General features: G+C 48.8%; 24 protein-coding genes and 1 tRNA gene. 16 read left to right on the top strand and 9 right to left on the bottom strand.

From position 1 onward, the window contains the following. The 5 genes from QHH26_13350 to QHH26_13330 form a co-directional block, all read left to right on the top strand. On the top strand, positions 1 to 821 hold an 821-nt coding region (locus tag QHH26_13350; GenBank protein MDH7482941.1), incomplete at its 5' end, for a tetratricopeptide repeat protein. A gap of 589 nt (positions 822 to 1,410) precedes the next feature. Next, positions 1,411 to 2,166 (top strand): PEP-CTERM sorting domain-containing protein, encoded by a 756-nt coding sequence (locus tag QHH26_13345; protein ID MDH7482940.1) that lies wholly within the window; start codon positions 1,411 to 1,413, stop codon positions 2,164 to 2,166. A gap of 280 nt (positions 2,167 to 2,446) precedes the next feature. Beyond that, positions 2,447 to 6,547, top strand: a complete 4,101-nt coding sequence (locus QHH26_13340; protein ID MDH7482939.1) for a FlgD immunoglobulin-like domain containing protein — start codon at positions 2,447 to 2,449, stop codon at positions 6,545 to 6,547. A gap of 225 nt (positions 6,548 to 6,772) precedes the next feature. Beyond that, on the top strand, positions 6,773 to 8,935 hold the full coding sequence (locus QHH26_13335; protein ID MDH7482938.1) for a family 10 glycosylhydrolase: 2,163 nt from the start codon (positions 6,773 to 6,775) through the stop codon (positions 8,933 to 8,935). Positions 8,936 to 9,081: 146 nt separating this feature from the next. Continuing rightward, positions 9,082 to 9,414, top strand: coding sequence for a hypothetical protein (locus QHH26_13330; protein MDH7482937.1), 333 nt, complete (start codon positions 9,082 to 9,084; stop codon positions 9,412 to 9,414). On the opposite strand, the gene QHH26_13325 is transcribed toward QHH26_13330, so the two are convergent. Continuing rightward, positions 9,371 to 9,700 carry a DUF2614 family zinc ribbon-containing protein gene (locus tag QHH26_13325; protein MDH7482936.1) on the bottom strand — a complete coding sequence of 110 codons (330 nt, stop codon included), beginning with the start codon at positions 9,698 to 9,700 and terminating at the stop codon, positions 9,371 to 9,373. The two genes, QHH26_13330 and QHH26_13325, sit on opposite strands and share 44 nt — an antisense overlap. Before the next feature lie 178 nt (positions 9,701 to 9,878). On the opposite strand from QHH26_13325, the gene QHH26_13320 reads away from it, so the two are divergent. The 8 genes from QHH26_13320 (at position 9,879) to QHH26_13285 (ending at position 15,051) form a co-directional block, all read left to right on the top strand. After that, positions 9,879 to 10,328, top strand: a complete 450-nt coding sequence (locus tag QHH26_13320; protein MDH7482935.1) for a hypothetical protein — start codon at positions 9,879 to 9,881, stop codon at positions 10,326 to 10,328. Then, on the top strand, positions 10,300 to 10,629 hold the full coding sequence (locus QHH26_13315; protein MDH7482934.1) for a hypothetical protein: 330 nt from the start codon (positions 10,300 to 10,302) through the stop codon (positions 10,627 to 10,629). Before QHH26_13320 ends, QHH26_13315 begins: the two co-directional genes overlap by 29 nt. Before the next feature lie 6 nt (positions 10,630 to 10,635). After that, positions 10,636 to 11,433, top strand: a complete 798-nt coding sequence (locus tag QHH26_13310) for a hypothetical protein (GenBank protein ID MDH7482933.1) — start codon at positions 10,636 to 10,638, stop codon at positions 11,431 to 11,433. A 46-nt stretch (positions 11,434 to 11,479) separates the two neighbouring features. Then, complete coding sequence (locus QHH26_13305) at positions 11,480 to 12,292, top strand: hypothetical protein (GenBank protein ID MDH7482932.1); 813 nt, start codon at positions 11,480 to 11,482, stop codon at positions 12,290 to 12,292. A gap of 38 nt (positions 12,293 to 12,330) precedes the next feature. Then, on the top strand, positions 12,331 to 13,161 hold the full coding sequence (locus QHH26_13300) for a hypothetical protein (GenBank protein ID MDH7482931.1): 831 nt from the start codon (positions 12,331 to 12,333) through the stop codon (positions 13,159 to 13,161). 4 nt (positions 13,162 to 13,165) lie between these two features. Beyond that, a complete protein-coding gene (locus QHH26_13295; protein MDH7482930.1) occupies positions 13,166 to 13,816 on the top strand; it encodes a hypothetical protein in 651 nt (216 codons plus the stop codon). Positions 13,817 to 14,039: 223 nt separating this feature from the next. Next, positions 14,040 to 14,381, top strand: a complete 342-nt coding sequence (locus tag QHH26_13290; GenBank protein MDH7482929.1) for a DUF5335 family protein — start codon at positions 14,040 to 14,042, stop codon at positions 14,379 to 14,381. Positions 14,382 to 14,400: 19 nt separating this feature from the next. Further along, the gene (locus QHH26_13285; GenBank protein MDH7482928.1) at positions 14,401 to 15,051 is read left to right on the top strand and encodes a hypothetical protein; all 651 of its coding nucleotides are present in this window, start codon (positions 14,401 to 14,403) and stop codon (positions 15,049 to 15,051) included. 213 nt (positions 15,052 to 15,264) lie between these two features. Here the strand turns inward: QHH26_13285 and QHH26_13280 are convergent, their stop codons facing one another. Continuing rightward, positions 15,265 to 17,349: an FAD-dependent oxidoreductase gene (locus QHH26_13280; protein ID MDH7482927.1), complete on the bottom strand. Its 2,085-nt coding sequence runs from the start codon at positions 17,347 to 17,349 to the stop codon at positions 15,265 to 15,267. 314 nt (positions 17,350 to 17,663) lie between these two features. Between QHH26_13280 and QHH26_13275 the strand changes: the two genes are divergently transcribed. The 3 genes from QHH26_13275 to QHH26_13265 all read left to right on the top strand — a co-directional run bounded on the left by QHH26_13275 (position 17,664) and on the right by QHH26_13265 (position 21,883). After that, positions 17,664 to 19,490, top strand: coding sequence for an APC family permease (locus QHH26_13275; protein MDH7482926.1), 1,827 nt, complete (start codon positions 17,664 to 17,666; stop codon positions 19,488 to 19,490). 26 nt (positions 19,491 to 19,516) lie between these two features. Then, positions 19,517 to 20,737, top strand: a complete 1,221-nt coding sequence (locus tag QHH26_13270) for a universal stress protein (protein ID MDH7482925.1) — start codon at positions 19,517 to 19,519, stop codon at positions 20,735 to 20,737. A gap of 87 nt (positions 20,738 to 20,824) precedes the next feature. Continuing rightward, positions 20,825 to 21,883: a hypothetical protein gene (locus tag QHH26_13265; protein ID MDH7482924.1), complete on the top strand. Its 1,059-nt coding sequence runs from the start codon at positions 20,825 to 20,827 to the stop codon at positions 21,881 to 21,883. 158 nt (positions 21,884 to 22,041) lie between these two features. Here the strand turns inward: QHH26_13265 and rplA are convergent, their stop codons facing one another. The 7 genes from rplA to QHH26_13230 form a co-directional block, all read right to left on the bottom strand. Next, on the bottom strand, positions 22,042 to 22,746 hold the full coding sequence (gene rplA, locus QHH26_13260) for a 50S ribosomal protein L1 (GenBank protein MDH7482923.1): 705 nt from the start codon (positions 22,744 to 22,746) through the stop codon (positions 22,042 to 22,044). 98 nt (positions 22,747 to 22,844) lie between these two features. Then, on the bottom strand, positions 22,845 to 23,273 hold the full coding sequence (gene rplK, locus QHH26_13255; protein ID MDH7482922.1) for a 50S ribosomal protein L11: 429 nt from the start codon (positions 23,271 to 23,273) through the stop codon (positions 22,845 to 22,847). A 12-nt stretch (positions 23,274 to 23,285) separates the two neighbouring features. Continuing rightward, a complete protein-coding gene (gene nusG / locus QHH26_13250; protein MDH7482921.1) occupies positions 23,286 to 23,810 on the bottom strand; it encodes a transcription termination/antitermination protein NusG in 525 nt (174 codons plus the stop codon). A gap of 28 nt (positions 23,811 to 23,838) precedes the next feature. Next, the gene (gene secE, locus QHH26_13245) at positions 23,839 to 24,054 is read right to left on the bottom strand and encodes a preprotein translocase subunit SecE (protein ID MDH7482920.1); all 216 of its coding nucleotides are present in this window, start codon (positions 24,052 to 24,054) and stop codon (positions 23,839 to 23,841) included. Between the two features lie 116 nt (positions 24,055 to 24,170). Further along, a tRNA-Trp gene (locus QHH26_13240) sits at positions 24,171 to 24,246 on the bottom strand. A gap of 83 nt (positions 24,247 to 24,329) precedes the next feature. Next, positions 24,330 to 24,491 carry a 50S ribosomal protein L33 gene (gene rpmG, locus QHH26_13235; GenBank protein MDH7482919.1) on the bottom strand — a complete coding sequence of 54 codons (162 nt, stop codon included), beginning with the start codon at positions 24,489 to 24,491 and terminating at the stop codon, positions 24,330 to 24,332. An 18-nt stretch (positions 24,492 to 24,509) separates the two neighbouring features. Further along, a partial coding sequence (locus tag QHH26_13230; GenBank protein MDH7482918.1) for a hypothetical protein occupies positions 24,510 to 24,611 on the bottom strand: 102 nt, incomplete at its 5' end.

Genomic DNA, 24,611 nt, shown 5'->3' with positions numbered 1-24,611 from the left:
CGCCGTGTAATTACAACGTGTATCTTGAGCGGGAGATGGTACCGGTATTGAGATATTTGGTTATACCGTATTGGGTGATATTAGGGTTAGGGATGTATGGGTTTATTAGGGGCGTAGGGAGGGGGTGTAGGAATGGGATAAGTTTGGTAGGGTTGTACATATTGTCGATATTTTTGACTTTGGTAATATTCTCGGTAAGTTCTAGGTTTCGGGCGCCGATGGTACCGGCGGTTGGGGTATTTGGTGGTTATGGGTTTACACAAGTGATTAGTGGGTTTAGCAAGAGGTGGTTTGGTGTTTTAGTGGTTTGCCTTGGGCTTCCAATTTTAATCTCCTTGATACCCTATCCGGTGCCCATAATAACTGCTGGTGGCTACAATAACTTGGGTGTGGCTTTAGAGAAAAAAGGCCGAATAAATGAGGCGGTTGTTCAATATAGACGTGCGCTGGATGTCGACCCAAACTACTTCTCTGCTCATATAAACCTTGCGGGCGCTCTTGCCGAACAGGGGAAGCTAGATGAGGCGGTTGTTCACTACCAGCAGGCTATTCTAATTAGACCAACCGACCCAAATGCGCATTTTAGCCTTGGGGTTTTATATGGTGAGAAGGGTTTAATAGATGATGAGGTGAGGGAGTACAGGGAAGCGATAAGGTTGAGGCCTAATTTTGGTGAGGCGCACAACAATCTAGCGGTTGCGTTGTATTACAAGGGACGGTATGATGAGGCTTGGGAGGAGGTAAGGTTATCGCGCAGGTATGGAGTATCTCCCGATGCCAGTTTTTTAAAGGCGCTCTCGGAGAAAATGCCGAGGCATTAAGCGCTTTGGCTTTAATTGTCTTTAAAATTCCCCCGATGAAACCTCCCCATGGATTGCTGAAGCAGGGATTACACCTAGTAAAAATACCTGTTTTTGTGAACAAGTATTGACAGCTCGGCCGTACCGACGTATACTGGGCTGTGACAAAAGAGGTTCGTAGCTAAGCAAGTATAGCATGCAGGCGCGAGTTAAAAATAATCAAACACTTCCGATGGGACCTAGTAATAATACCTGTTTTTCAATGAATGGCTTGACAAGAGAGCTAACTTCGAGTATACTTGCGCATGTAAGGAAAACTCCGATCAGCTTCTCCGCTATCCCCACTGGCGGAATGTTCGAAAATAAGCTAAAGGAACATGATGTCGCCAACTTTGATTCTACAACAAGCACTGTCTCAGCCGATTAGCCAAAAAATGCGTCAGAGGAGGCATGGAGTGTCTGAGGCATGCTTGTTGGAGGATAGGTCCGGCAGGTGTCGTGAGGTTGCAAAAACCGCCGGATCATTAATAATCGGCTAGCCTGGGTTCTTATGCCCGGCAGCTGGTTCCGTTACAGCTACTGAGGAATTGCTACGAAGGGAGGTGACACGATGAAGAAGGTTCTTGTAATCACCTGCGTTCTGGTTCTGGTCGCGCTAGTCGCTGGGAGTGCATTCGCCGCTGAGAACAACTGGCGGTTCAGACTACGCGCTGACAACAACGCTGGCGCGTACATGAGCGACAGCCAGATCGGCATCTATCCGTCGTCCCTCGACGGCTATGACAGCCAGGATGGCGCGGCTCAGTTTCTCGCTGACCCGTATGGCATGACGTATGCAAACTGGGCGACTGAGGTAATCCCAGGCAGAACCGAAGCCTTCATGAAGAGCATCAAGGCGCCCATACAAGCCGGTCAGCCAGTGGAGAAGAAGTGGGACCTGAGAGTCTATGTGCTAAGGGATGGGACGAATCCTTACATTCGCCTGAACTTCATGTGCATAAGCACTTTGGCAGCAATGGCCCCACCCTCATCAATAAATGGCGTGCCACTAGTGTACTATATAAAGATGGTTAACAACCGAGGCATAGAGGGCGCGCCTGCCAATGGAACGGAATGGATAATCCCTGTTCCAACGGTGTATGTCACGAACACTCCGTGGTTCACGCTCGTCCTGCCTACCGGCTTCACGGGGACAAATGGCCCGAACGACATCATGTTGACGGTGAGCCACCCGGACAATGCAGCAAATGAGGGCTACGTTATGGAGTACGGGTTCAGACCCGTTCCTGAGCCTAGCACCTTGCTTGCATTCGGGACCGGAGTAGCCGGATTGGTGGGCTTCGTGATGAGGAGGCGCAGAGCCTAACCTCGGAACGATAAGAACCATAATAGTTGACAGACCGAATCTTGGTGCACAATAAACGGGCCGTCGGGTCAGCTGTCAGGAGATTCGGCGGCCCATTTTCAAAAATGAAGGACACAGAGACCGCCGTTACTATTGTTGCATAATGAAAAAAGCCACCTTTTGGTGGACAACTTAAAGCGTCAAAACGATAAATTGTGCCGCCTTAATATAAGTTTTGAATGTGCTGAGATTGGCGGCTAAGTAAAAACTAGAAACAGTAAACGAAAGGAGGATTTGCCTAATGAAGCGCAGTTACCTGCTGTGTCTTCTAGCGGGGGTAATGATGGTTGCCCTGGCACTGCCCGGCTTCGCCGCGGTTGAAATTTACCAGCTGAAAGTCCCTGCAGCGCCATCTTGCCCGGCGTTCATATTCTACACCTTGAACTGCCCGGCTGACGTAACCATCGAGATCCTCGCGTACGATACTTCAGCGGGAACTCTCGGTAGCGTCGTGAGAACTGCCAATTTGGGCACCCAGACTCGTGGCAAGCACATGTGGATCTGGCCCTGCACGAACGACTCGGGCACGAAAGTACCCCTAGGTGCTTACAAGGCTAGAATCACCGCCACGGCAAACCAAGCTAGCTGGGGACCGATAATTGGTATTTACAAGAACGACGACTGGGATACAGAATATCCGCCGAACCCGAGCGTTCCAGATGCTGAAGGATATTACGGCATAGCTATTAACAAAAATCCAAACAGCCCATACTATGGTCGGATTTATGTATGCCACAAGGTGCAGAAAGAAGTATTCATGTACGACCCAGATGGCGCGTTCCTCGGCGCTATGAATGACGCAGGAATCGCTTGGGGTACAAGTGCACCGTGGGACATTTCCATTGGAGACGACGACTACGTATATGTGGGCGACCGCAGTACACCCACTATTTACTGCTTCAAGCCCGATGGCAGTGACTGGATTCGACCCGCGAACGGTCAGCTTCCAGTAACCACCTATTACCGTGCGCAGTTCACTCGTAGCTCGGGCGGCACTGCGTATCAATACGGGTCAGGTAGCCAGTACGTTAGGGATAACCGTGTTGATGAAGCCACACACTCCAACTGGACAAGTTATCGAAATCTTTACCAGGTTGGTGTGAACGCCTACACAACAACAACGAATGCCTTCGGTATGTGGGTTTCGCCCGACAGAAGTTATCTCTTCCAGTGCTATATGCCTGAAGGCGGCTGTACAAACAACTTCGTGACGAAGTGGAAACTTAATGCTGACGGCTACACTTACTCAAGGCTACCTTGGCAGAGCCCAGACCTTGGCAACGTGATTGACGTTGATATGGGCCACGACGGCACATATCTATGGGTAACCCGCCAGGCTGCTACAGGCACTGCCGCTAGAGGTATCTACAAACTGAGCACCGCAGACGGTTCGGTTTTGGACAGCAGCTTGGGCATCATTAGCTGGGGTCTAATGTGCGCTACCGACCCAGTTGGCAACGTTGCCGTTACATATGGTAAGGGCACACCGACTTGGGCTAGCTACTACTGGGGTCTATTTGCTGCTCCGGGAACGAACTCCCGAACCAAGGTTACCTCCGAATGGTTTGAGGTCAAGACAAACAACCCGCCAGTGGTAATCCCGTACAGCGACAGCTGGACCTTCAGCAACCCGAGCTATCCGGGCAAGCTTCCGCCTGATGACAGCTCGACTGCATCCGTAACATTCAAAGTTATAGATGCTGAAGGCTGGACTCAGCTTCAGCCCGTCAATGGCGGTGGATGCACGCTTAATCTGTCTTCTCTTGGTTATGGTTCTGCCACGCTTGTGGATTCTGTAGCCCAGGATACCAGCGATCCCGCAGGCTTGACAGCAATCTGCACCAAAGCAAATATCAAAGCCAAGAGAGGAGCCGAGTGCAAGACCCACAAGATAACAGCCACTCCGTACGATCAGGTAGGTAGCACGTCGTGGGACTTCGACCTGCCTGTCGCTGGGTGCAAACTCACCGGCATAGTCCATCATACAAGGTGGCTTAGCGACGACAAAGTGGCTGGCGCGACCATCGTGGCACGTGGCGGCACTCCTGGATTCCCGGGTTATCCGTTTACCTATCGTTCCCCGCTGACTGGCGATGGCCAAGCCATCCCGAAAGGACAAGCTATACTTGATATCAGCGAGGGTACATATCAAGTATGGGCGGAAAAACCTGGATTTGCCAGCACTGACCCAATCACTGTGGTCATACCTGCATTTTATTCCGAAACCCTCAACGATAACATTTACCTTAGGCCTTTGACAATGGCTGAGGCAAGAGCCACCTCGAACGGCAGCACAGTGAACATTGAAGGTCTGTGCTTTGCCCAGCCTTGGGGTACTGCTGTGCCGTCGTCGGGTATCCCTGAGCAGAAGGGTTATGATGAGCGCAGAGACCTAATGCAGAACTGCTGGCAGTGGTATATGTGCGACCCAGCGGATCCTTCCAATGGTCTCCTGTGCTTAATGTACAAGCCAGATGCGAATTATCCTCTGCAGTGGGATGACCCCAATGGTACTGATCCTGACGGCAACCCGGTTTACTTTGGCAAGCGCCCATCGAATGGCGAGACAATCATGATTACTGGTACGCTTGACATCCCTGGCGGTGGAGAGCGGAGAGTTAAGCTGCTCCACAATGAGATGCTAACGGCATTCGAGCTTGGGACGCACGACCAGTACTACATGAACCTGACGGATTTGGGCGTAGTTCCATCCAAGCCGTTGCCGAATCCGGTCTATATGAGCATCTCCGAGATATACCATTCGGATACAACTGGCTTCTCGCCAACATGGGGTCAGTTCATCCGAACATCCGACGCATGGGTTGTGAAGAACGTGGCGGATGGTTTGCCTGCGGATACGGTCTACACGAATGCCGTGCCATATTCCTACATTGCCGATGCTAGCGGCAACTGGGCACTTTGCGCAGTTGACACACCGACCAAGCTTGGCTTCAACCTGCCTACCGTTGGAGCGAAGTACGACTTCAAGGGCGCAGGTGGCAGAAGGAACAGGTACGGGTTCGGATGTATTAGGCCAAGGAATACGGGCGACGTAGTCTTGAAGGCTAGCCCGACGACTCCGGCCGACCTCAGCACCATCAGGTCGCTTCCAAGCGGCTCGGCAGTGAATGTCCAAGGCAGAGTGACCGCCCTGTGGAGCAGCTCGTTCTACATCCAGGCTGAGGACCGAAGCGTGGGCATTCGCGTGCAGGCGTCGGCTGGTCCTTGGGTCAACGTTGGCGACAAAGTTCAGGTGCAGGGTACTCTCGGCATGCTCGATGGCGAGAGAGTTATAAATGTTACGGCTCCCGTAATCGAGCTTAGCAACGGTAGCGAAACAAACGTACCTGCAGCGCTTGGCTTAAGGACAAGAGAAGTTGGCGGCGCCGACTACGATGCCAACAACCCAGGCGTAACTGACGGTAGAGGCGCATTGAACGTTGGCCTACGCGTCAAAGTCTGCGGTAAAGTTACCGCGAGAGACACGAATGGCCAGTGGTTCTATGTCTGGGATGGTGCCAACAGAGCTAACGATGTTCTCGACGACGGATCGGGTAACCCTGGTGTCCGAGTTGAGAGCACGCAGGCCGTGGCTGTTGACGATTGGGTAGACATTGACGGCATAGTCAGCACCAACGCGACAGCGGTTCCAGGCAGGACAATTCCGGTAATCATCCCGAGAGCGACCGTGACCAAGGTAACTGCATTCAATACCATCACTGATGCCGTGCCTTGGGATCCGAATCAAAGCGGAGTAATGGCGCCTTACTGGAACATCATCGGCCTGCCAGCATGTCCGAAAGAATGGGATCCGATGGTCGTCTTCAATGGTTACGATCCAGCTGCTGGAAACCTGTGGAGATGGGAAGCTATGGCGTCGAGCTTCTTCGTATATGACCAGTGGGATCCTGTTCCATTTGGCGGCATGCTGTTGGGCGACGGCTACTACCTGCTACCGGACAGCGACTGGGCTCTGAGCTTCGAGGGCTTGTACCGAACCGATGACCAGTGGATCTCGTTGCCTATCGGGAACAACAGCTGGACCTTAATTGGCCATCCGTTCAACCACAACACATGGCTTTCGGATGTCAAGGTCCACACTGGTGGAGCGGTTATGACGATAGCGGATGCGGCAAATGCCGGCTTGCTCGCAACTGAAGGTTGGTGGTTAGACAACACCACTGGAAGCTTGATGACCGTTGACCTTCCAGAAAACTGGCCACCGAGCTGCAAGTTGCTCGTATGGCATGGTTACTTCATCAGGAGCATGGCGCCGCAGATCTCGCTTATCATACCGAATGCTCCTGACGCCGGTCCTGATCCGTTCGAGATCCCATTCTAGTTGGGATATCAACGACAACTGCACGGCCCCGGGCAACCGGGGCCTTTCCCAAGTGACAAATTGCGGGGCGGGTTAAAATCCCGCCCCAAAAATTAAAGCTATTTTGCAGTTTGAAAACTATCTGCGAACACCCACCCCCAAATGTTTGAAAGATTCTTACCCATTAGTGTAAAACCTAGCTGTGATTGCGCTTATTGATCGAAACAGAGGTGATGCGCTTTGTGTATGGTACCAAGGTTCTCCACTTTAATAATAATCGCAATTCTATTCGGCGGTGGTCTCTTTTGTCTCGCTGTTAGCCACTCTAGCGCTGCAACTGCTGAGTTTCGCGCATTTTGGGCTGATACTTGGCACGATGGCATTCTCAGCGCCGCACAAATCACCGATATGGTTAATCTAGCGAACTCATATAATGTTAATGTTATCATCCCCGAAGTACGAAAATGCGGGGATGCCTACTACAATACTTCTCCAATTTTCTGCCCAGCTTGCGGCGGATACCACCGCGAATATAGAGCCACCAATATTATTGACTCTCCACCGTTTGACCCGCTCGCAGACATTATCCAAAAGGCACATGCCGTGGGCATTCAGGTCCATCCATGGATTGTTACTTATAGGATATGGAGTAAAAACTGGTCTGCGCCACCTTCGGACCATGTGTGGGCTGTTCATCCTGAATGGGCTATGAAGAATAGCTCGGGAAGTAATCTCGACGGCAATTACTATAATCTTGACCCCGGCGTGCCAGCTGTGCAAGACTACCTTTGCAAAGTTATGTTGGATATTGTGAGTCGCTATGATGTTGATGGGTTCAACTGGGACTATATTAGGTATCCTGGCTACAACTGGGGTTATAATGAAATCACCAAGCAGCGCTTTTACGATGAATATGGATATTGGCCTCCAACCTCCACTTCTGACGCTACTTGGGAAACCTGGTCTAACTATCGCAGACAACAAGTGACCGACCTTATAAAAAAGTGTCATTTGGAAATCATGGCTATAAAACCGACACGCGTCAACCACAGCGTGGATACTGTAGGTTGGTTGGGAGGCGACCCTAACATTGATTATACTCAGACGCGTCAGTACAAGGACGTATTTCAAAACGCCAAGAGCTGGATGGAGCAGCATATCATAGATACAAATATTCTAATGAACTATAAGCGGGAGTATGATACTGCTCAAAAGCAGGACTACCGAATATGGTCAAACTGGCTTGGGAGTATGGTAGCATCGAGCGGCAGGTTTGGAGTCGGCGGCCAAGGAGCATATCTTAATTCAATATCAGACACGCTTATCCAGATGGCATACGATCGCACTACGGGTTGCAATGGAATGTGTACCTACAGCTACGCGGTAACAAATAAAGATGGCGCACCAAACACGGACTTCTGGGCCGCGGTGAAGTCGAATTTGTATACCACTAAAGTTGCACCACCCACAATGACCTGGAAAACTGCCCCAACAACAGGTGTGCTTTTTGGCAACGTTACCGATGCCTGGGGGGCAGATGATCCCATATATTTAAATTGGCTCTACAAAGCCACTGTTTCAATATCAGGCCCAACATCACGCTCAACGACGACAGATGCGACGGGCACATATGGTTTCCTTGATTTGCCGCCGGGAACATATACTGTGACATGTTCCAAAGGTGGTTATGTTTCTCAGACTACCACCGTCTCGGTAACAAAAGGTGGGGTAATCAGAAGAAACTTTGCTCTTGATCGAATACCGGTATCAAGTGTGAAAAAAGATACCTCAGACAATGTTACTGTACAGCTAAAAAAGGTAATAGTGACAGCTGGAAGTGACCAATTCTCAGGCTGCTTTTATATAGAGGATAAAGACAGGTCATCAGGCATCAAAGTCCAAACCACTGATACTGTTAGCGAGGGGAGTCTAGTAAGCATTACTGGCACCATGGCGACAAACACGTTGGGAGAGCGTTACATAAAGAACCCCAAAATCCGAATTATCTCAACAGGGAACCAGCTGCCTGCACCTTTGGCACTTCTCACAAAAGCTGTCGGCGGCGGTGATTGGTACTACAACCCCACTACCGGTAGGGGGCAGCAAGGTGTCAACGGCGGCGTTGGGCTAAATAATGTCGGTCTCCTAGTTCGTGTTTTCGGCAAGGTTACAAGGGTAAACACAACTGAGAAGTGGTTCTATATTGATGATGGATGCGGACTCAATGATGGATCGGGCAACATAGGACTGAAGGTCAAGTGTTATGAACTTGCAACGGGGAATAACATCACACTGCCGGCGCTGAACTCTTATGTGCAGGTTACAGGCATTGTAAGCATCACAACGGGCAACTGGCCTACAATTCGTCCACGCAAAAATGCCGACATTGTTACAATCAGCGCTTCTTAGGCGTCTGGCAATAACTTTACACTAAAGCTTTGCCCAAGGAGTTCGGGAGTTTCCCGAACTCCTTTTTATTTAGTTGACAATCGAACATCCGTTCGATATAATCGCTGTATCAGTCTTGTAGGCCAAGGAGTATCAGGAGGGTTGAATTGAAAAACTATGCATGGCGGCTTGGCAAAAAAGACGGCGTAGCATATATTGAGAATCGGAAACTGGCAATGGAGATATTGAAAATTGAGAGTAGCCGTCCACGTTCAACTGGTGGCATAATGGCTACCTACTACTCACCTGGAGGCAAAGAGTTTGCCTGGCAGGTCAGGTTTCCAGTTGAGCATTGGGGATTGGTTATGCAAGCGCTTGGTATTGAAACAATGTTACACCATTGCCATTCTGAGAAAGGCAATGGCTCACAGAGCAAGAAGAAGTCTCGACGGTCAGTCACTCGCGCAGCAGCACGATTTTCCCGCAGTAAAGGCAGTTAAAATAAGTATCGCCTGGGAAAACCTGATTGTCCTTTTGGCACGCTGGGCATTGGATATTAATGGAATTGCGTTTTGATACGCAAACAAACCAGAATACATCCACCGCCATTATTAAGCCACCCAATATCATAAGTGCAACGCCAAATGGCATAAACACCACCGTAAGGGTCAGTATTAGCCCAGCAATTAGCACGATAAGTCCTGAATAGAACATTCTAAAGGCTGCCGCTTCAACTTCTTTCACGGTCTTGAATTTTCCGTGAAAAAACGTTGGCCACCAGCCCATTTTTAGAACCTCCATATTATTGCTCATAGTAATTCAGCCTCGGTATTTTCATTAATTTCTTCCCTGTCATGAGTGATACAAAACTGCAAAAGCGATGTTGACACCTTAGCGAAAGCTCATCTATAATTTAGTGCATATACACGAATAATTGCGTTCCTTAGGAGCCGGGGGCACGACGTTGAATAAAAAAGAAACAAGGAATGCCGAACCAATTTTAACGTGGCGCGTTTGTCTTTTGCGCGAGCAGCCTGCTAAGATGCTGCTGGTGGCTCCCATTGTCTTTGCCGGAATAGTTGTCTCCATCATTCTCTTCCGAAGCCTCATATTCACCGCGGTTACCTTCTTTCTTTTTCTCTCGTCGCTGGCGGAGTATATTTTTCCAATTAGCTACGAGATAGATAAAGAAGGTGCCTCCTCCAAAGCACTTATTGGAAAGACCCGCATTGAATGGAAAAACGTGAAAAAGTACTATATTGACGAGCATGGGATAAAATTGAGCCCCTTAAAGAAGCAGAGCAGATTGGAGGCGTATCGAGGAGTATATCTTCGGTTTGGGAATCGGCGTGATGAGGTTATTCGGATAGTGAGGATGATGAGAGATGAACATTGCAACGGAGTTGACTCCTGAGGAGCGCGATAAGTTGATTGATGAGCTTGCAACAAAAATTGTAAACAAGCGAATGGAAACACCGGCGATTATATTTCTCGAAATGCACAAGCCGGTTGCGTTTATTGCGAGCCAGGCGGCAATTGTGGCAAGTCCATTTCTGGTGCCTTTGTTCGGCAGAGAAGGGGTTGAGAAATACTCACAACTTTTCAGTTCGCCTGAAAACGTGGAGCGCATTATCCAGCGAATCGAGGATTTGGTGGAAGAAAGGGAGCATAAGGCGGACAAATCTAAACGAACAGAGGAAACCAAGCAAGAGTAGGATTTTATGGATCATGCAACTTGGCCGACCGGAACCCTGGTCGTGCTCCTCTCAATTTTGATACTTTATAAGATTTTCTCTGCAAGGCTAGGAAAGTCGCTTTTCATCCGACGAATTCCTGGCTTGAATGCAATTGACGAAGCGGTTGGGCGAGCGACTGAAATGGGACGTCCAATGGTGTTCGTCCCTGGTATCGGCGGACTTAGTCTGCCAACTTTGCAGGCACTCTCCATTTTAAAATACATCACTGGTATTGCGGCAAAATATCGCACAAGAATCATTGTGCCCACAATAGACTCCGTGGTATATACAGTTGCCGAAGAAATCATGAAGGATGCTTATGCTGCCCATGGTACTCCAGAGCAGTTCAATCCCGATGACATTAGGTACCTTTCGGATGACCAGTTTGCGTTTGCTTCTGGCGTTGTGGGGATTTTGAACCGTGAGAAGGCGGCGTCGAATTTTATGTTTGGCTATTTTGCCGCAGAGGCGTTGATTCTTGCAGAAACAGGACATCAGGTTGGGGCAATTCAAATCGCTGGCACGCCGTCTGTTTTACAGATTCCATTCTTTATCACTGCCGCAGATTATACAATAATTGGCGATGAATTTTATGCTGCCAGCGCATATCTCTCCCGCGAGCCCACGCTTCTAGGCAGCCTAGTTGGACAGGATTATGCGAAAGCATTGTTAATCTTAATCATCCTAGCCGGGATAGTAACCGTCTCATTGCCGCCAATGCACTTCCATGGATGGTTAAGTTTTCTTAACCATTTGCCCGACTGGGTGAAATGGTTCCAATAATTTTATTCCATTGAGAATTACGAATAAGAGGTAGGAATAGAGGCAATTGTTTACGCGTTTTTTAATTAAACCTGGTGCACCGCAGTGGCTTTGGGTGCTTGGGGTTTTGGGAGATTTCCTTATCTTTGGGGGAATCTTGTTTGGCTTACTTCAGCTTGTCCCAGTGCGTTTCCGAAGGCCGCTGATAGTTGCGCTTACCTTTATCGCTGGTTTAATTTACTCTGTAGAGTTTTTCTACCCAGCCGATCCAAAAACCCAAATGAACTTCCTCACGCCATTAAGGATAAAGCTAGGCGAGGCAACAAAGGTTGTGTACGCCTTCGCGCTAGGCTTAGGAACGTTTAACCTTATCCGTTTTCACGGCGGCAATGTCATTCGCAATCGAGCTGGCTGGTTTTATAGCTTGATATTCTTTATTTCTTTCTTTGCGATGGCTGGCGCCGGCTTTTGGTCATACTATTGTCCTTCGAAGGCAGCAGAGAATACATATAATATGCTTTTCGAAGGCATAGTCGCGTCGTTGGGAGCAACCATGTTTTCCACAATAGGCTTCTATATCGTTTCTGCGGCGTACAGGGCATTCCGCATACGTTCCGCAGAGGCTACTTTGATGCTCCTGGCGGCTTTTATTGTAATGGTTGGCCAAGTCCCTGTTGGTGCATATATTACTAGCGGTCTGCCAGAGGTTGGACCTTTGCGCAATCTAAGGCTTGAGAATTTGAGTTATTGGATATTATCCCAGCCCAACATGGCGGCTCAGCGTGGAATTTGGTTTGGCATTGAAGTTGGCGCGTTGGCGATGGCGCTTAGACAATGGCTGAGCTTGGAGCGCGGGAGCTTTTTTGAAAGGGAATTATAGAAAGTTAGGCATCGAATAATTTTTTGCAGACAAGAACGATGAACGTCTTTGAGCGGCTACAATACATAGACCGGCGCATCATGTACGCCCTGTTGGTGGTGGCAATCGCCGTGCCGTTGATTTGGAGAATAAACCTGCCAGTTGTGGTTACTCCTGCGGTAAAAGGTGTCTACGACACCTTTGAAAAAATGCCCAATGATAAGATAGCCTTGATAGTTGTTTACTGGGGAGCAGGGACTGTCGCTGAAACAGGACCGGAGACCTCGGCGATGATGCGACATCTCTTTATGCGAAACAAGAAGTTTGCTCTTCTCCCATTTGATCCGCAAGGTAGCAAGCTGGCAACCGATGAAGCAAAAGCGCTGGCAAAGAAATACGGGAAGAAGTACGGGGTAGATTGGGTGCACTGGGGCTATCAGCCAATCTCAAATTTGGTGCCGCTCCTTCAGTCGTTCCCAAGGGATATCAAAGGAACTTTCAAAACGGATGCCTATGGCACGCCAATGAACAAAATACCGATGATGCGGAATGTCAATACAATTGACGACATTGGTGTGATAGCTGATATCACGTCATCGGGAGAGTTGGATACATGGATCGCATATATATATGGCTCATATCGCACGCCAATGGTGTATGGCCCAACTGCAATTATAGCGCCTGAAGGTTTCAACTCGCTTGACGCAGGTCAAATAAAGGGGATGCTAATGGGCATGAAAGGGGCGGCTGAATATGAAAAATTGCTAAACGCAGAAGGTTTCGCGACTCGCGCGGCTGGGGCGTTATCAACATCGCATTTGTTAATCGTCATTCTTATAATTGCCGGCAACATTGGCTATATCAGCTCCCGCCGAAGGAGAGAGAGGTAGCACCATGTTCCATTGGCTTTCGGATTCACATGTTACAACAGCAGTTACAATCTGGATTGGTGCACTTGGCACGCTAGCAATATACTCCATTTTATATAAAGAAAACCCTATCTATCGTATTGCTGAGCATGTCTTTATTGGTGCGGCGGCCGGCTATGGTATTTTCATTACATGGGTCGAGATGTTGAAGCCTGCTTGGTGGGACCAAATCACCCAAGGCAGGTGGTATTGGATTTTTGCCCTAATTGCCGGAGCGATGTTTTATTTCATTTACAGCCGCCGATATGTTTGGATTAGCCGAATTATATTCGGAGTGCTACTAGGTTTGGTTGCAGGCGGCGCGTTCAAAGGATTTGTGGGAGTAAATATAGACCGCATTTCAGCATCGTTCAAGCCGCTCTACGGCAAAGGCCTGACTGCAACTGAGATAGCCAACAATGCGTTGTTTATAATTGTCTTGTTGGCTGTAATGGCTTACTTCTTCTTTTCTTTTGAACATAAAAGTCCTATTCGCCGTGCGCCGGCGCAGTTAGGCCGTTGGTGTCTTATGTTTGCTTTTGGCGCTATGTTCGGATTTACGGTCATGGCACGCATGTCGCTTCTCATCGGCCGCATATATTTCCTCCTCCATAACTGGCTTCACATAGCGCAATGATTACGAAGTAAGCTACTCAAAGCTTGTTAACTTCCTTGAACTTAGCAGTTTTTGCCTTCGGTCTTTGTTCCCTTCTTCTCTAAGTTGCTTGAGTGAGCATGCGGCCTCCTAGGTTTCGCGAAAGGCCTTCGGATGGTACATAATTATTGGAACAAGGTTTCATGCAAAAAAATAGTCAAACGGCAGTAATTAGCGTGAGATTGAATAAAGGAGGCTGACTACCGTGAGCACCATTCAGATACCGCGCGAGCGATGGGAGGAATTCCTATCGTCTTTTAGTGCCAAGTATCAGACGCAAAACGTAACTGTTGATTTTGAAAGTAACGAGCTGGGTCCTCAGCGATTGGTTGATAGAAAACCTCTTATTGCGCTAGAACCGGATATCAGAGATGACAAGACTAAAATTACAGTAATTGTTGGTGATCCCGAAGGAGGAGAGCCTACCGCTCTTGCGCATGAGGTGGGCAAAGCCGTTGCACTCTGGGTAAAAGAAGATGAGGAAGGACGGATGGAAGCTCTCGATATTGAAACCGAGGACGGCAGAACTATAGTGCAGCTTGTTTAATGTGGAGGGGGATGCCGAGGTGGCTCATGAAGACCGCCTAAAGCGAGATTATGACATCGTGGAGAATCTCAGCGACCTAATCGAGGCGCGAGAAGAAAGAGAGTCTGCTTTTGTGGACGACGTAGATTCGCTGGATGATATCAACTTGGATAATCTGCCGTTTGATCCTGAGGAAGAGCTAAGTTATCCTCATCACCATGGTCCATCTGAAGAAGAGCGGCTAGGGCTTGACGTGGAGTTGATGGATACGCCAGATGAGAGCCAAATAGAATTTGATTGGCAGGACTCAGCTGAGGAGATGCTTCCAACAGATCCGCCAGCGGATGAAGGTATGGAGGAACCCGATATCATTAAACGGCTTTCACAGGTAGGTCCGCTCGATCTTGTTGGGCCAATACCTTCTACGGATGTGAGTCCTGAGGCTGACACAGCAGCTACGGAAGAGGAAGCAGAGGAATACGAAACCGATTGCGACGAAGAAGAGAAAAAATGGACTCTGCCTTTTCCAATCCCTTTGGAGAGTGCAATGGAGACCGATTCTGATGAGGTTGATTTCAGCATAGGCGATAGGTTTGCAGGCGAAATAGACCATGAGACGGCTCACGCTGAATTTGAGGAAATGCGCATTCTAATGGAAAAGGAACACGAGAAAGAGGAAGCTGAGGAGTAGCAAACTGATAATGGGGTGAACTATGTTTGGTTTGTCATCTGCGTCAAAGACCTCAAGTTGCTAAATATATCGAGTGCTAATAATCACTTCAGCCAATAGCGTTTGTGGCAACAGTAATTCCAAGCCGTTGCCTTGTTTGAAGTGGGAAAGCGAAAGCCCGCGGCATTCTTCCGCGGGCTTTATTAGTTGTTGAGAACTTTTAAATAACGCTTTTTATGGGATTTTTGCTGGGGTTGCACTTCTAAATTTCGAAAATAACGCCTCGCAAAAACGAGCTCGAGTGACCGGAACGTCGTTGATAGCCGGCGCAGACTCGGTAAATGAAGCTAACGGTTTGACGCGCTCAGCCCATTTGTCGCCAATCGAGCCATCAATCCAGGGTTCGATTCTGGAAAGCCACAAACTTAACTCTGATTCTGTGAGCACGGCAGAGGGGTCTCCTGCCGCTGGGATAATCTTTAAATCCTCAAGCTGTTTCAGGCTCGATTCGGCACTTCCACCGCCAGAGTGTTTCACAGTGGGTCCATAGGATGGCATAAAATCGCCAATCCGAATCAAGCTCATCAACCACTGTGCTGCTGTGCCTCGCGTGACAGTTTCTTTTGGTTTTGCTTCATAGGAGGTGAAAAACCCACGCGTGCCATAGAATTGCATTGCCTTCCATGCTTGCTCAGAGACTCCATCTTCCGGTCCTTGGATATCGGAGAAGGTTGTCAGAATCTGGCCTTGGTCGACAAGCCACGACTGGAGGCGGTTAACAGGGACTTCACGAGGCTCAATTTGCAGTCGGCGTGCGAGGTGTGCGGCTGTCCCGGCGGCTTGGCCCATAGCCATCCATACAGGTTCCATCCTTAGTGTTCCAAAGCCGATGTGGGTTGCGGAGACTGCCCCAGGCACAAGTAGCGCATCTATCTGCTCAGGAACCATAATTCGGTAGGGAATTTGGTATGGGCGAGTAATTGGACCTAGGTAGAAAAAGCCCTCCAACGTCGTGTCGTGGGTTGGTTCTTTCTTTCGTGTTGCATGAGAATCCATCGAGTATCCACCGCATGCAATGGCGTCGGTATGTATTGGTGCACGCTCTAGTCCGGGCGCCAGCATCGCGTCATGCTGGGTGAAAGTGTACAAACCATATATTCGCCTAGCTTCGCGTACGTAGATTTGTCTTGGGAAGTTGTCATTCTTCGGATACTCGTCTTTTGAAAAGCCCCATTCACGGCATTCTGCTCTTAAAGCCTCAGGCATCTCGGGATCGTTTTGAAGGAAATATAGGAGGCCAAGTATATAATCTTTGTGCCGCTTTATTATTCGCTCGCGTTCTTCATAACTTGCTTCAGGGTAATTATAGTTCTCCTCAGGCAGGTCAGTGGATATCAGGGCTTTTGGCATATTGTTGGTATCCGACTTATTATTTGGGATGGGTTCGATATTTAGAATGTCGTGCACCGTTTTTATCCGTCCAGCTTTTATTGATTCAATAACCTGAAGGTATTCGTCTCGGTTATAGTTATCTGGTTTTTTTGGGAGCACGCGGTTGTTTGGGTCCCGCGTTAGACATAGTCGGAAATTATATGCTTGAACACGCCTATCCCCATCACCGGTCGTTCCAGGAAGCACCATTCGAGTATAGTGATCCATGTAGAGAACGCCTGCGAATGATTCTCCGTGCTCCGAACGCGATTCTCGACCGACTCGGTAAGGCACGCCAGCCATCGCCGCAATATCCCCTTCATAAGTGGCGTCAATGAATACGCCAGCGCGTATTTGGATGCGGCGATTGTGCTTCGTGTCGAGGAAATTTACGCCATGTATGCGATTGAAGTATCGAAGCACACCTTCAGGGCGGTAGTGATATTTAATCTTGATATTCTTTTCAGCCTTAACCATGCGATTAAAAATCATCTCCGCAACATGCGGCTCGAAGTAGTACCCATTGCTACAGGCTTTCACTTGGGGCGAATCTGGACCATAGGTGTTCACATAGTAGTTGTAGACATTGTTTATGAATTCGCCGAATATACCCTTGATAGTGTTCCGCGGGCCAATGTCTGTTCTTCCAAGGCCATTCGTCATCATTCCGCCCATGTGATCCTTCATTTCGGTAAGTATTACCTTAGAACCACACCGAGCGGCTGCGATTGCGGCCGAAATTCCACATGGAGTGGCGCCTATAACCAAAACATCTGTGCGTACCATTTCGTCATAATCGGCTGAAGAAGTTGCAGCAAATAATTGCGCATTCGCAAACAGAAAGCAGGTGAAAGCGATAAATAGGGTGTATGGTGCTCGACCTGACATCTAATTCCCTCCTAAGTCATGTCGCAGGAAACGATTACAGATTAGCAAATAGGAGGATTCAGGTCAATAGTTGAGCGGGAATTGTCGAAATTGCACTAACAACCGTATCCTTTTTGAAGGAGAAACAAACTTTGCAGATGAATAAGAATTAGGTAATGTTTCCAATATTTGGAAGCCCTACTACAATAGGGAAGACGACCGCATCAAAATTGGGAAAAACAACAAAAGCAATGCAGACCTAGACAGCGAGTAAATTGTGATTCTGACACATTGAAAGCCATTATAAGCGAGCAGAAAAACAAAGAGGATTAATAATGTTATCTGTGATTCGTCGCATACTCTTTGGGGCGCCTCTGCCCTCATGGCGTGCGGTTCACGAAAGACTGCCAAAAGTACTTGCGCTACCCATACTAGCGTCGGACGCCATTTCGTCAGTGGCGTACGCGACCGAGGAAATCCTCCTTATATTGGTGCTTGCCGGTTCGGTAGCCATACGTTCTCCCCTTGTGGTGGAGATTTCCATAGCAATAGTGTTGTTGCTTTTTATTGTTGCGACATCATACCGCCAAACAATACATGCTTATCCTTCTGGTGGTGGCGCCTATATAGTTGCACGTGACAACTTGGGAGATATAGCCGGGCTTACCGCAGGAGCCGCCCTAACCATTGATTACACCCTAACGGTTGCTGTAAGCATAGCATCTGGTGTTGCCGCAATTATCTCAATTCACCAGAACCTAGCACCATATAGAGTGGAGATGTGCTTGATTGGTGTTTTAATTCTGACGCTGGGTAATCTTAGGGGTGTGCGTGAATCTGGCTTAATGTTTGCCTTGCCAACCTATGCTTTCCTTGTCGGGGCATATGCGCTCTTAGCTGTTGGAATATATCGTGAGCATACGGTAGGTATCGAAGTGCAACCCGCAAAGCACCTTGCTGAGGCTGGGGTGCCGCTTACGACCTTCCTCATCCTTCGTGCGTTCTCGGGAGGTTGTGCGGCAATGACCGGGACCGAGGCGATAAGCAACGCAGTCCAGGCATTCCGCCCGCCAGAATCCAAGAACGCATCAACCACTTTGATGATTATGGCTTGTATCCTTGGAAGTCTATTCCTAGGAATAAGCTATTTAGCCTGGAGAATAGGGGTTGTCCCGCAGGAAAATGAAACTGTCGTCTCGCAGATTGCCCGTGCGACTTTCGATTTCGCGCCTTGGGTTCATAAGTATATTCAGTATGCAACCTGTGCCATACTTATTCTTGCGGCGAATACTAGTTTCGCCGGCTTCCCAAGGTTAGCTTCAATAATGGCTCGTGATCGCTTCATGCCGCGACAGTTCTTCAATGTTGGTGATAGGTTGGTGTTTTCAAATGGTATAGTTGTGCTGGCAACGCTCGCTTCAATCTTGATAGTAGCCTTCCATGGAGACACGCATGCTCTAATCCCGCTATATGCAATCGGTGTTTTCCTTTCTTTTACGCTCTCGCAGAGCGGAATGGCTAAGCGCTTCATCCGCCTCAAGGAAGGCAGATGGCGCCTTTCTGCTACCATAAGTACCATTGGCGCAACTGCAACCGGCATTGTTACGCTTGTTCTTGCAACTATGAAGGCGCGCGAAGGCGCCTGGATTGTTCTGATCTTGATTCCCTCCTTCAGTTTTATGTTTTGGAAGATCCACAGCCACTATATCCAGCTTGGAAATCAACTTCGGCTGACTCCAGAGGATTCTTTTACTCCAATCAAGAACACAATCATTGTGCTTACTCCCTCACTCCATAGGGGTATTTTACGAGCCCTTGAGTACGCCAAGGGGCTGTCTGCAGATGTAAGAGCTCTGCATATTGAGGTAGACCCCATTGATACTGCTCTTTTGATAGAGCGGTGGGAAAAGTGGAGTGGTGGCATCCCGCTTGTAATTTTGGAGTCGCCATATAGGTCATTAGTCGCACCGCTTCTTGAATATCTTGAGGAAGCAAAGCATGAGAGGGAAAATTACTTGATAACTGTGATTATACCTGAATTTGTGCCTGCAAAGTGGTGGCATAAGCTGCTGCACAACCAATCGGGTTTGCTGTTGAAGTTCACGCTACTGTTCCGACGCGATATTGTGACAACAAACGTGCGCTATTACTTGGAACGCTAGGTGGCAGGTTCTGGTGAAGATAAACTATGATTATTCACGTAAGAGGCGATGTCATCGAGCTAAGTGGTTCGCTTCGCGAGAACTACTGGCCGGCATTGAAGTCGGCAGTTAGTTTGCAGCTGAAACGGTATCCGAATGGAATAGTGATTGATGGCCATGGGCTCACCGATATAGACGAAACCGGTGCACGCACATTCTTGGAGGCTAGCGACTACATTGAAGCACAAAGGGCGAGGGTAGTTGTAGCCCGACTTCCAGAGCACATTCTACAGCAAATCCGCCAAATTCCAGGGGCCCGCTCGCAACTGCCGCTGGCAGCCACCATAGAAGAGGCACGCGAATCGCTGGCGGTTGGTGCAGGAGAAGCGGCTATTGAAATTCGTCGCCGGCTGGCAATCCTTGTGCCGTTAGTTGGCGATTGGGCGAAAGCTCTTGAATATGCTGTACCCCAGGCGCGTGCTCGAAGAACAGAAATACACCTCCTTTATGTTTTAGAAGTCCCGAGGGCTTTGCCACTTGGGGTGCCGCTGCCTGATAAGGAGCGTCAGGCGCGAGAGACTCTTGCTGAAGCAGAGCAGAGGCTCAAACGAACTGGTTTAACCATTCGCAAACTTACGGTACGTTCGAGGACTTCTATCGAAGGAATCACGAAGTTTGTCTCGGAAACTGAACCTGAATTGCTCCTAGCAGCTTATCCTAAGAGCCATTTCGAGCGTGGTCACGAGCTTTACAGCGTTATCAGCGCTTTCTTCCAAGAAACGAAGTCTGATGTTGCCATATTTTGCACTGGGGCTCCCGAGACTGGCGAAGGACCGTGCCAGCCTGCTTTGCTTGTTCCAATGATTGGTGCGTGGGAGGAAGCTGTTGAATTCGCCGCGACGCAGGCAGCTGCGGAAAAAGCCGAAATTCACCTGCTTTACGTGCTCCAGGTTCCACGGACACAGCCGCTCGACGTTGCTTTGCCGGATGAAGAGCAAAATGCCCAAGAGACTCTTAGTGAAGCAGAGAAAATTGCTCGTAGGCATGGTTTGACTGTGAAGCGGCATATCCAAAGGTCAAGGACCTTGTTCGATGGTATAGCCAAGTTTGCAGTAAGAACAAAGCCGAAACTCCTGCTATTATCATATCTTAGGGAAGATATGATTGATGAAAACAGCCGCTATGCGGAGATTATAGCACTTTGCAATGAAGCTCCTTGCGATGTAGCTCTCGTATTCATGCGGCATCTTTCTTCGCCAGCGGACTAAAATCTGCATTATTAGTAAAGGACGAAAAAGATAAGGGTCTTTAAAAATAATCTGCAAGGCACAAGCCAAGGGTCTTTGGGAAAAAACTTGAAGCTGGAATATAAACCTGATTTTGAAGAGGCAAAGAAGTATTGGCGGGCTTATTGGGCAGGTGAGATTATTGACAGGCCGCTCATTGCCATTAAAGCCCCGAAGGGTGATAAGCGTCCCAAGGGCTTACGTGGGCTCAATGGACTAGAGGATTTTCGATTAGCGACTCAGCAGTACGATGAGGCGGCTGCTACTATTCATTGGCTGGGGGAGGCAATACCATTTATTCAGCCAAATTTTGGCCCGGACCAGTTTGCAGCATGGTTGGGTGCTGACCTCCAATACAATCCTGATGCAGGAGATACAAGCTGGTCTGTGCCAGTAATTCAAGATTGGGATGTGGATGGTCTTGAGATTGGATACCCCCACGGGGTTTGGTGGGAGCGGATGCTTGAATTCCAGCGAATTGCAGCAGAGATTGGCGACGGGAAATTCCTTGTTGGTGTTCCCGATATTCATAGCAACATGGATGCCCTTTCTGCACTTCGAGGTCCAGAGGCACTATGTTTTGATTTTCTTGATGTCCCAGAGAAGATTGATCGGGCAATTACAGCCATCTGCCAGGCGTTCCGCATTGCCATTGAGGGCATTGAGAAGGCAGGGCGGCAAATTGAGCGAGGATATATCGGCTGGTTACCATTTTACTCCGAGGAACGGTTTGTAGTTCTGCAGTGTGATTTCGCTTGCATGGTTGGGCCAGAGCACTTCCGCAGATGGATTCTGCCTGCGCTTATTGAGGAATCAGAGTACGTCGAAAATGCGGTTTATCATTATGATGGCCCAGGTGCACTTGTTCATTTGAAGGATATCCTCTCGATCCCTAGGATTAAAGTAATCCAATGGACGCCAGGTGCAGGGAATCCTCCACTTATTGAGTGGATGGATTTACTACTGGAGTGCCAAAAAGCTGGGAAGGGATTGTATTTAGCTGCCACGCCAGATGAAGTGAAGATATTCCATCGCAATCTTAGACCTGAGGGTGTTATGTATGATGTATGGGTTTCTTCCAAGGAGGAAGGCGAGGCTCTGATAGACTGGTTGAAGGCAAATATCTAGCTTTGGCAAAAGTTGGTTAGAAATGTGCTTCACATATTGAAAGTGGCATTAGGCGGAATCTCATGAGAGTAGCCTTAAGCCTAGTTATGCATTAATAACAAAAAACTAAGGGAGCATCCGAAAATTGGATGCTCCCTTGGTGATTTTAAATATCTTCACTAACGCTCGGCAATGGCTTGCGCTTTTTGTATGTCAACGTCAATGCCTGGGCCCATTGTCGAAGAGACAGTAATCTTTCGCAAATATCGACCTTTGGCTGCAGCTGGCCTAGCCTTGATTAGCGCCGACAACAGCGCCGCAAAGTTTTCCAGAAGTTTTTCTTTCTCAAAGGACACTTTCCCAATTGGCATGTGGATATTGCCAGCCTTATCAACTCGGTATTCGACGCGAGAAGCGCTTTTGATGTCGCGAACAACTTTCGCAATATCCATCGTAACTGTGCCAGATTTCGGGTTAGGCATTCGAGGGCCAAGAATTCGGCCTAGTTTGCCAACCATGCTCATCATATCCGGCGTGGCAACAAGAATGTCGAAGTCACGCCAGCCTTCTTCAATCTTCTTGACAAGGTCCTCGGCTCCCACCACATCTGCGCCGGCTTCTTCGGCTTCTTTAGCTTTCTCGCCTTTTGCAAAGACGGCTACTTTGCGTACCTTGCCGGTGCCATGCGGTAGGGTGGTGGTTCCGCGAACCATTTGATCTCCGTGGCGTGGGTCTACACCCAGGCGAACTGCGACATCAACAGTTTCATCAAACTTTGCGCTGGCAAGCTCTTTTACGAGTGCCAGAGCTTCTTCTGGGTCGTATGCCTTTCCTTTCTCAACTTTCTTTGCGGCTTCGTTGTACCTTTTGCCATGAGTCGGCATTCTTACATTCCTCCTTGTGGTTAATTTTCGGTTCGTAAAAGCCGAACCTCCCACGGGGACCTTGGCCGTTGTATTATAAGTCAGCGGCCAAGCCCCAGCTAAGCTTCTACTACTTCAATACCTGCAGACCTTGCAGTGCCCTCGATTATCCTCATCGCTGCCTCAATGCTGTTTGCATTGAGGTCGGGCATTTTTAGTTCTGCAATCTCGCGCACTTGAGCACGTGTCACCTTGCCCACCTTCTGGCGATTTGGCACGCCTGACCCCTTTTCGATGCCGGCGGCTTTCTTCAGTAGCTCCACGGCAGGAGGTGTTTTCAGGGTGTACGTGAATGACCTATCTTCGTATATGGTGATTTCCACCGGCACAATTGTGCCCATCTGAGCCGCCGTCTTTTCGTTGTATGACTTGATAAATTCCATCATGTTTATGCCATACTGACCCAAAGCAGGGCCGACGGGCGGCGCAGGCGTGGCCTTGCCAGCAGGAATTTGAAGCTTCACCACTCCTATAACCTTTTTCGCCATCGTTATTTCTCCTTAAATCTTCTCAACCTGTCCGAAATCGAGCTCAACCGGCGTATCTCTGCCGAAGATTGAGATTAGCACCCTCAGCTTTTCCTTCTGAACATTCACATCTTCGATGGTGCCAGTAAAGTCGGTAAATGGACCGGAGGTAACACGGACGACTTGCCCTTTTTCCCATTGAACGCGAGGTTTCTGTCGTGGTCCCTCCACGGCAGCTAGGATATTGGCAACCTCTTTTTCTTGCAAAGGAACCGGTCGGTTTCCTGAGCTGACGAATCCAGTTACGCCGGTCGTGCTTTTTACAAGATACCACGTCTGGTCATCTAGTATCATCTCAATGAGTATGTAACCTGGGAAAATCTTGCGCTGGACCTCGCGCCGCTTCCCGCCACGAGTCCGAAGCTCAGGCTCGGTCGGGATAATAATGCGAAATATCCGGTCCTTTAAGTTCATAGACTCGGCACGACGCTCGATATTCGTTTTTACTTTGTTTTCATGTCCTGAGTACGTATGAACAGCGTACCAGTTCTTCTCCATAATCGCCTAGCCTCTCGTTCTAAACATGCTACCAACCAAACCGCCGAGTGATGACACTGAGCAGGTAATCGAGCCCACCTACCCAAAGCGTGACAATCGCTACCGCCGCGATTACAATGGCGGTAGATTTCTTGAGCTCGTCATATGTCGGCCATGTTGTTTTCTTAAGTTCGAGCCAAACTTCTCTTAAGAACCTGCCTCCTCTTTGGAAGGCTCCTTCCTTTTTGTTGGTGCCGTTTGCCATGAGGTCACTTCCTTTGCGCTTGTGCCCTTTTGGGAGCGCGAATCATAAAAATGCTCCGCTGCACACCTTTTACTCGAGGTGACAGGGAGCGGCTGAGATTTTGGTAGAATAGCCAGTGGCAGGGGCAGCCGGATTCGAACCGACGACACCCGGTTTTGGAGACCGGTGCTCTACCAACTGAGCTATGCCCCTGCGGACTGCATATTTATCTTACCACATTCAATGCGGATTGTAAATAGACGGCACTTTTTAATTGCCGTTGCAATCCGTACAGCCTACTTTGCTTCACGATGAATCGTGTGCTTTCTGCATACTTTGCAGAACTTACGCAGCTCAAGACGGTCTGGATCGCTGCGTTTGTTTTTTGTAGTCGTGTAGTTTCTTGCCTTGCACTCAGTGCATGCAAGTGTAATTATGACTCTGGCATCAGTTGCCATGAAAATCCCCCAGTCTTGTTACTCAATCAATGCGGAGATGACGCCGGCGCCCACAGTGTGGCCACCTTCCCGAATCGCAAACCGAAGACCTTCTTCCATCGCAATCGGCTGTATCAACTC

This window comes from Armatimonadota bacterium (assembly GCA_029907255.1).
Lineage (GTDB): Bacteria > Armatimonadota > UBA5829 > DTJY01 > DTJY01 > JAIMAU01.
Note: the sequence above shows the minus strand (reverse complement) of the source record. Positions and strands in the feature narration are given on the sequence as shown.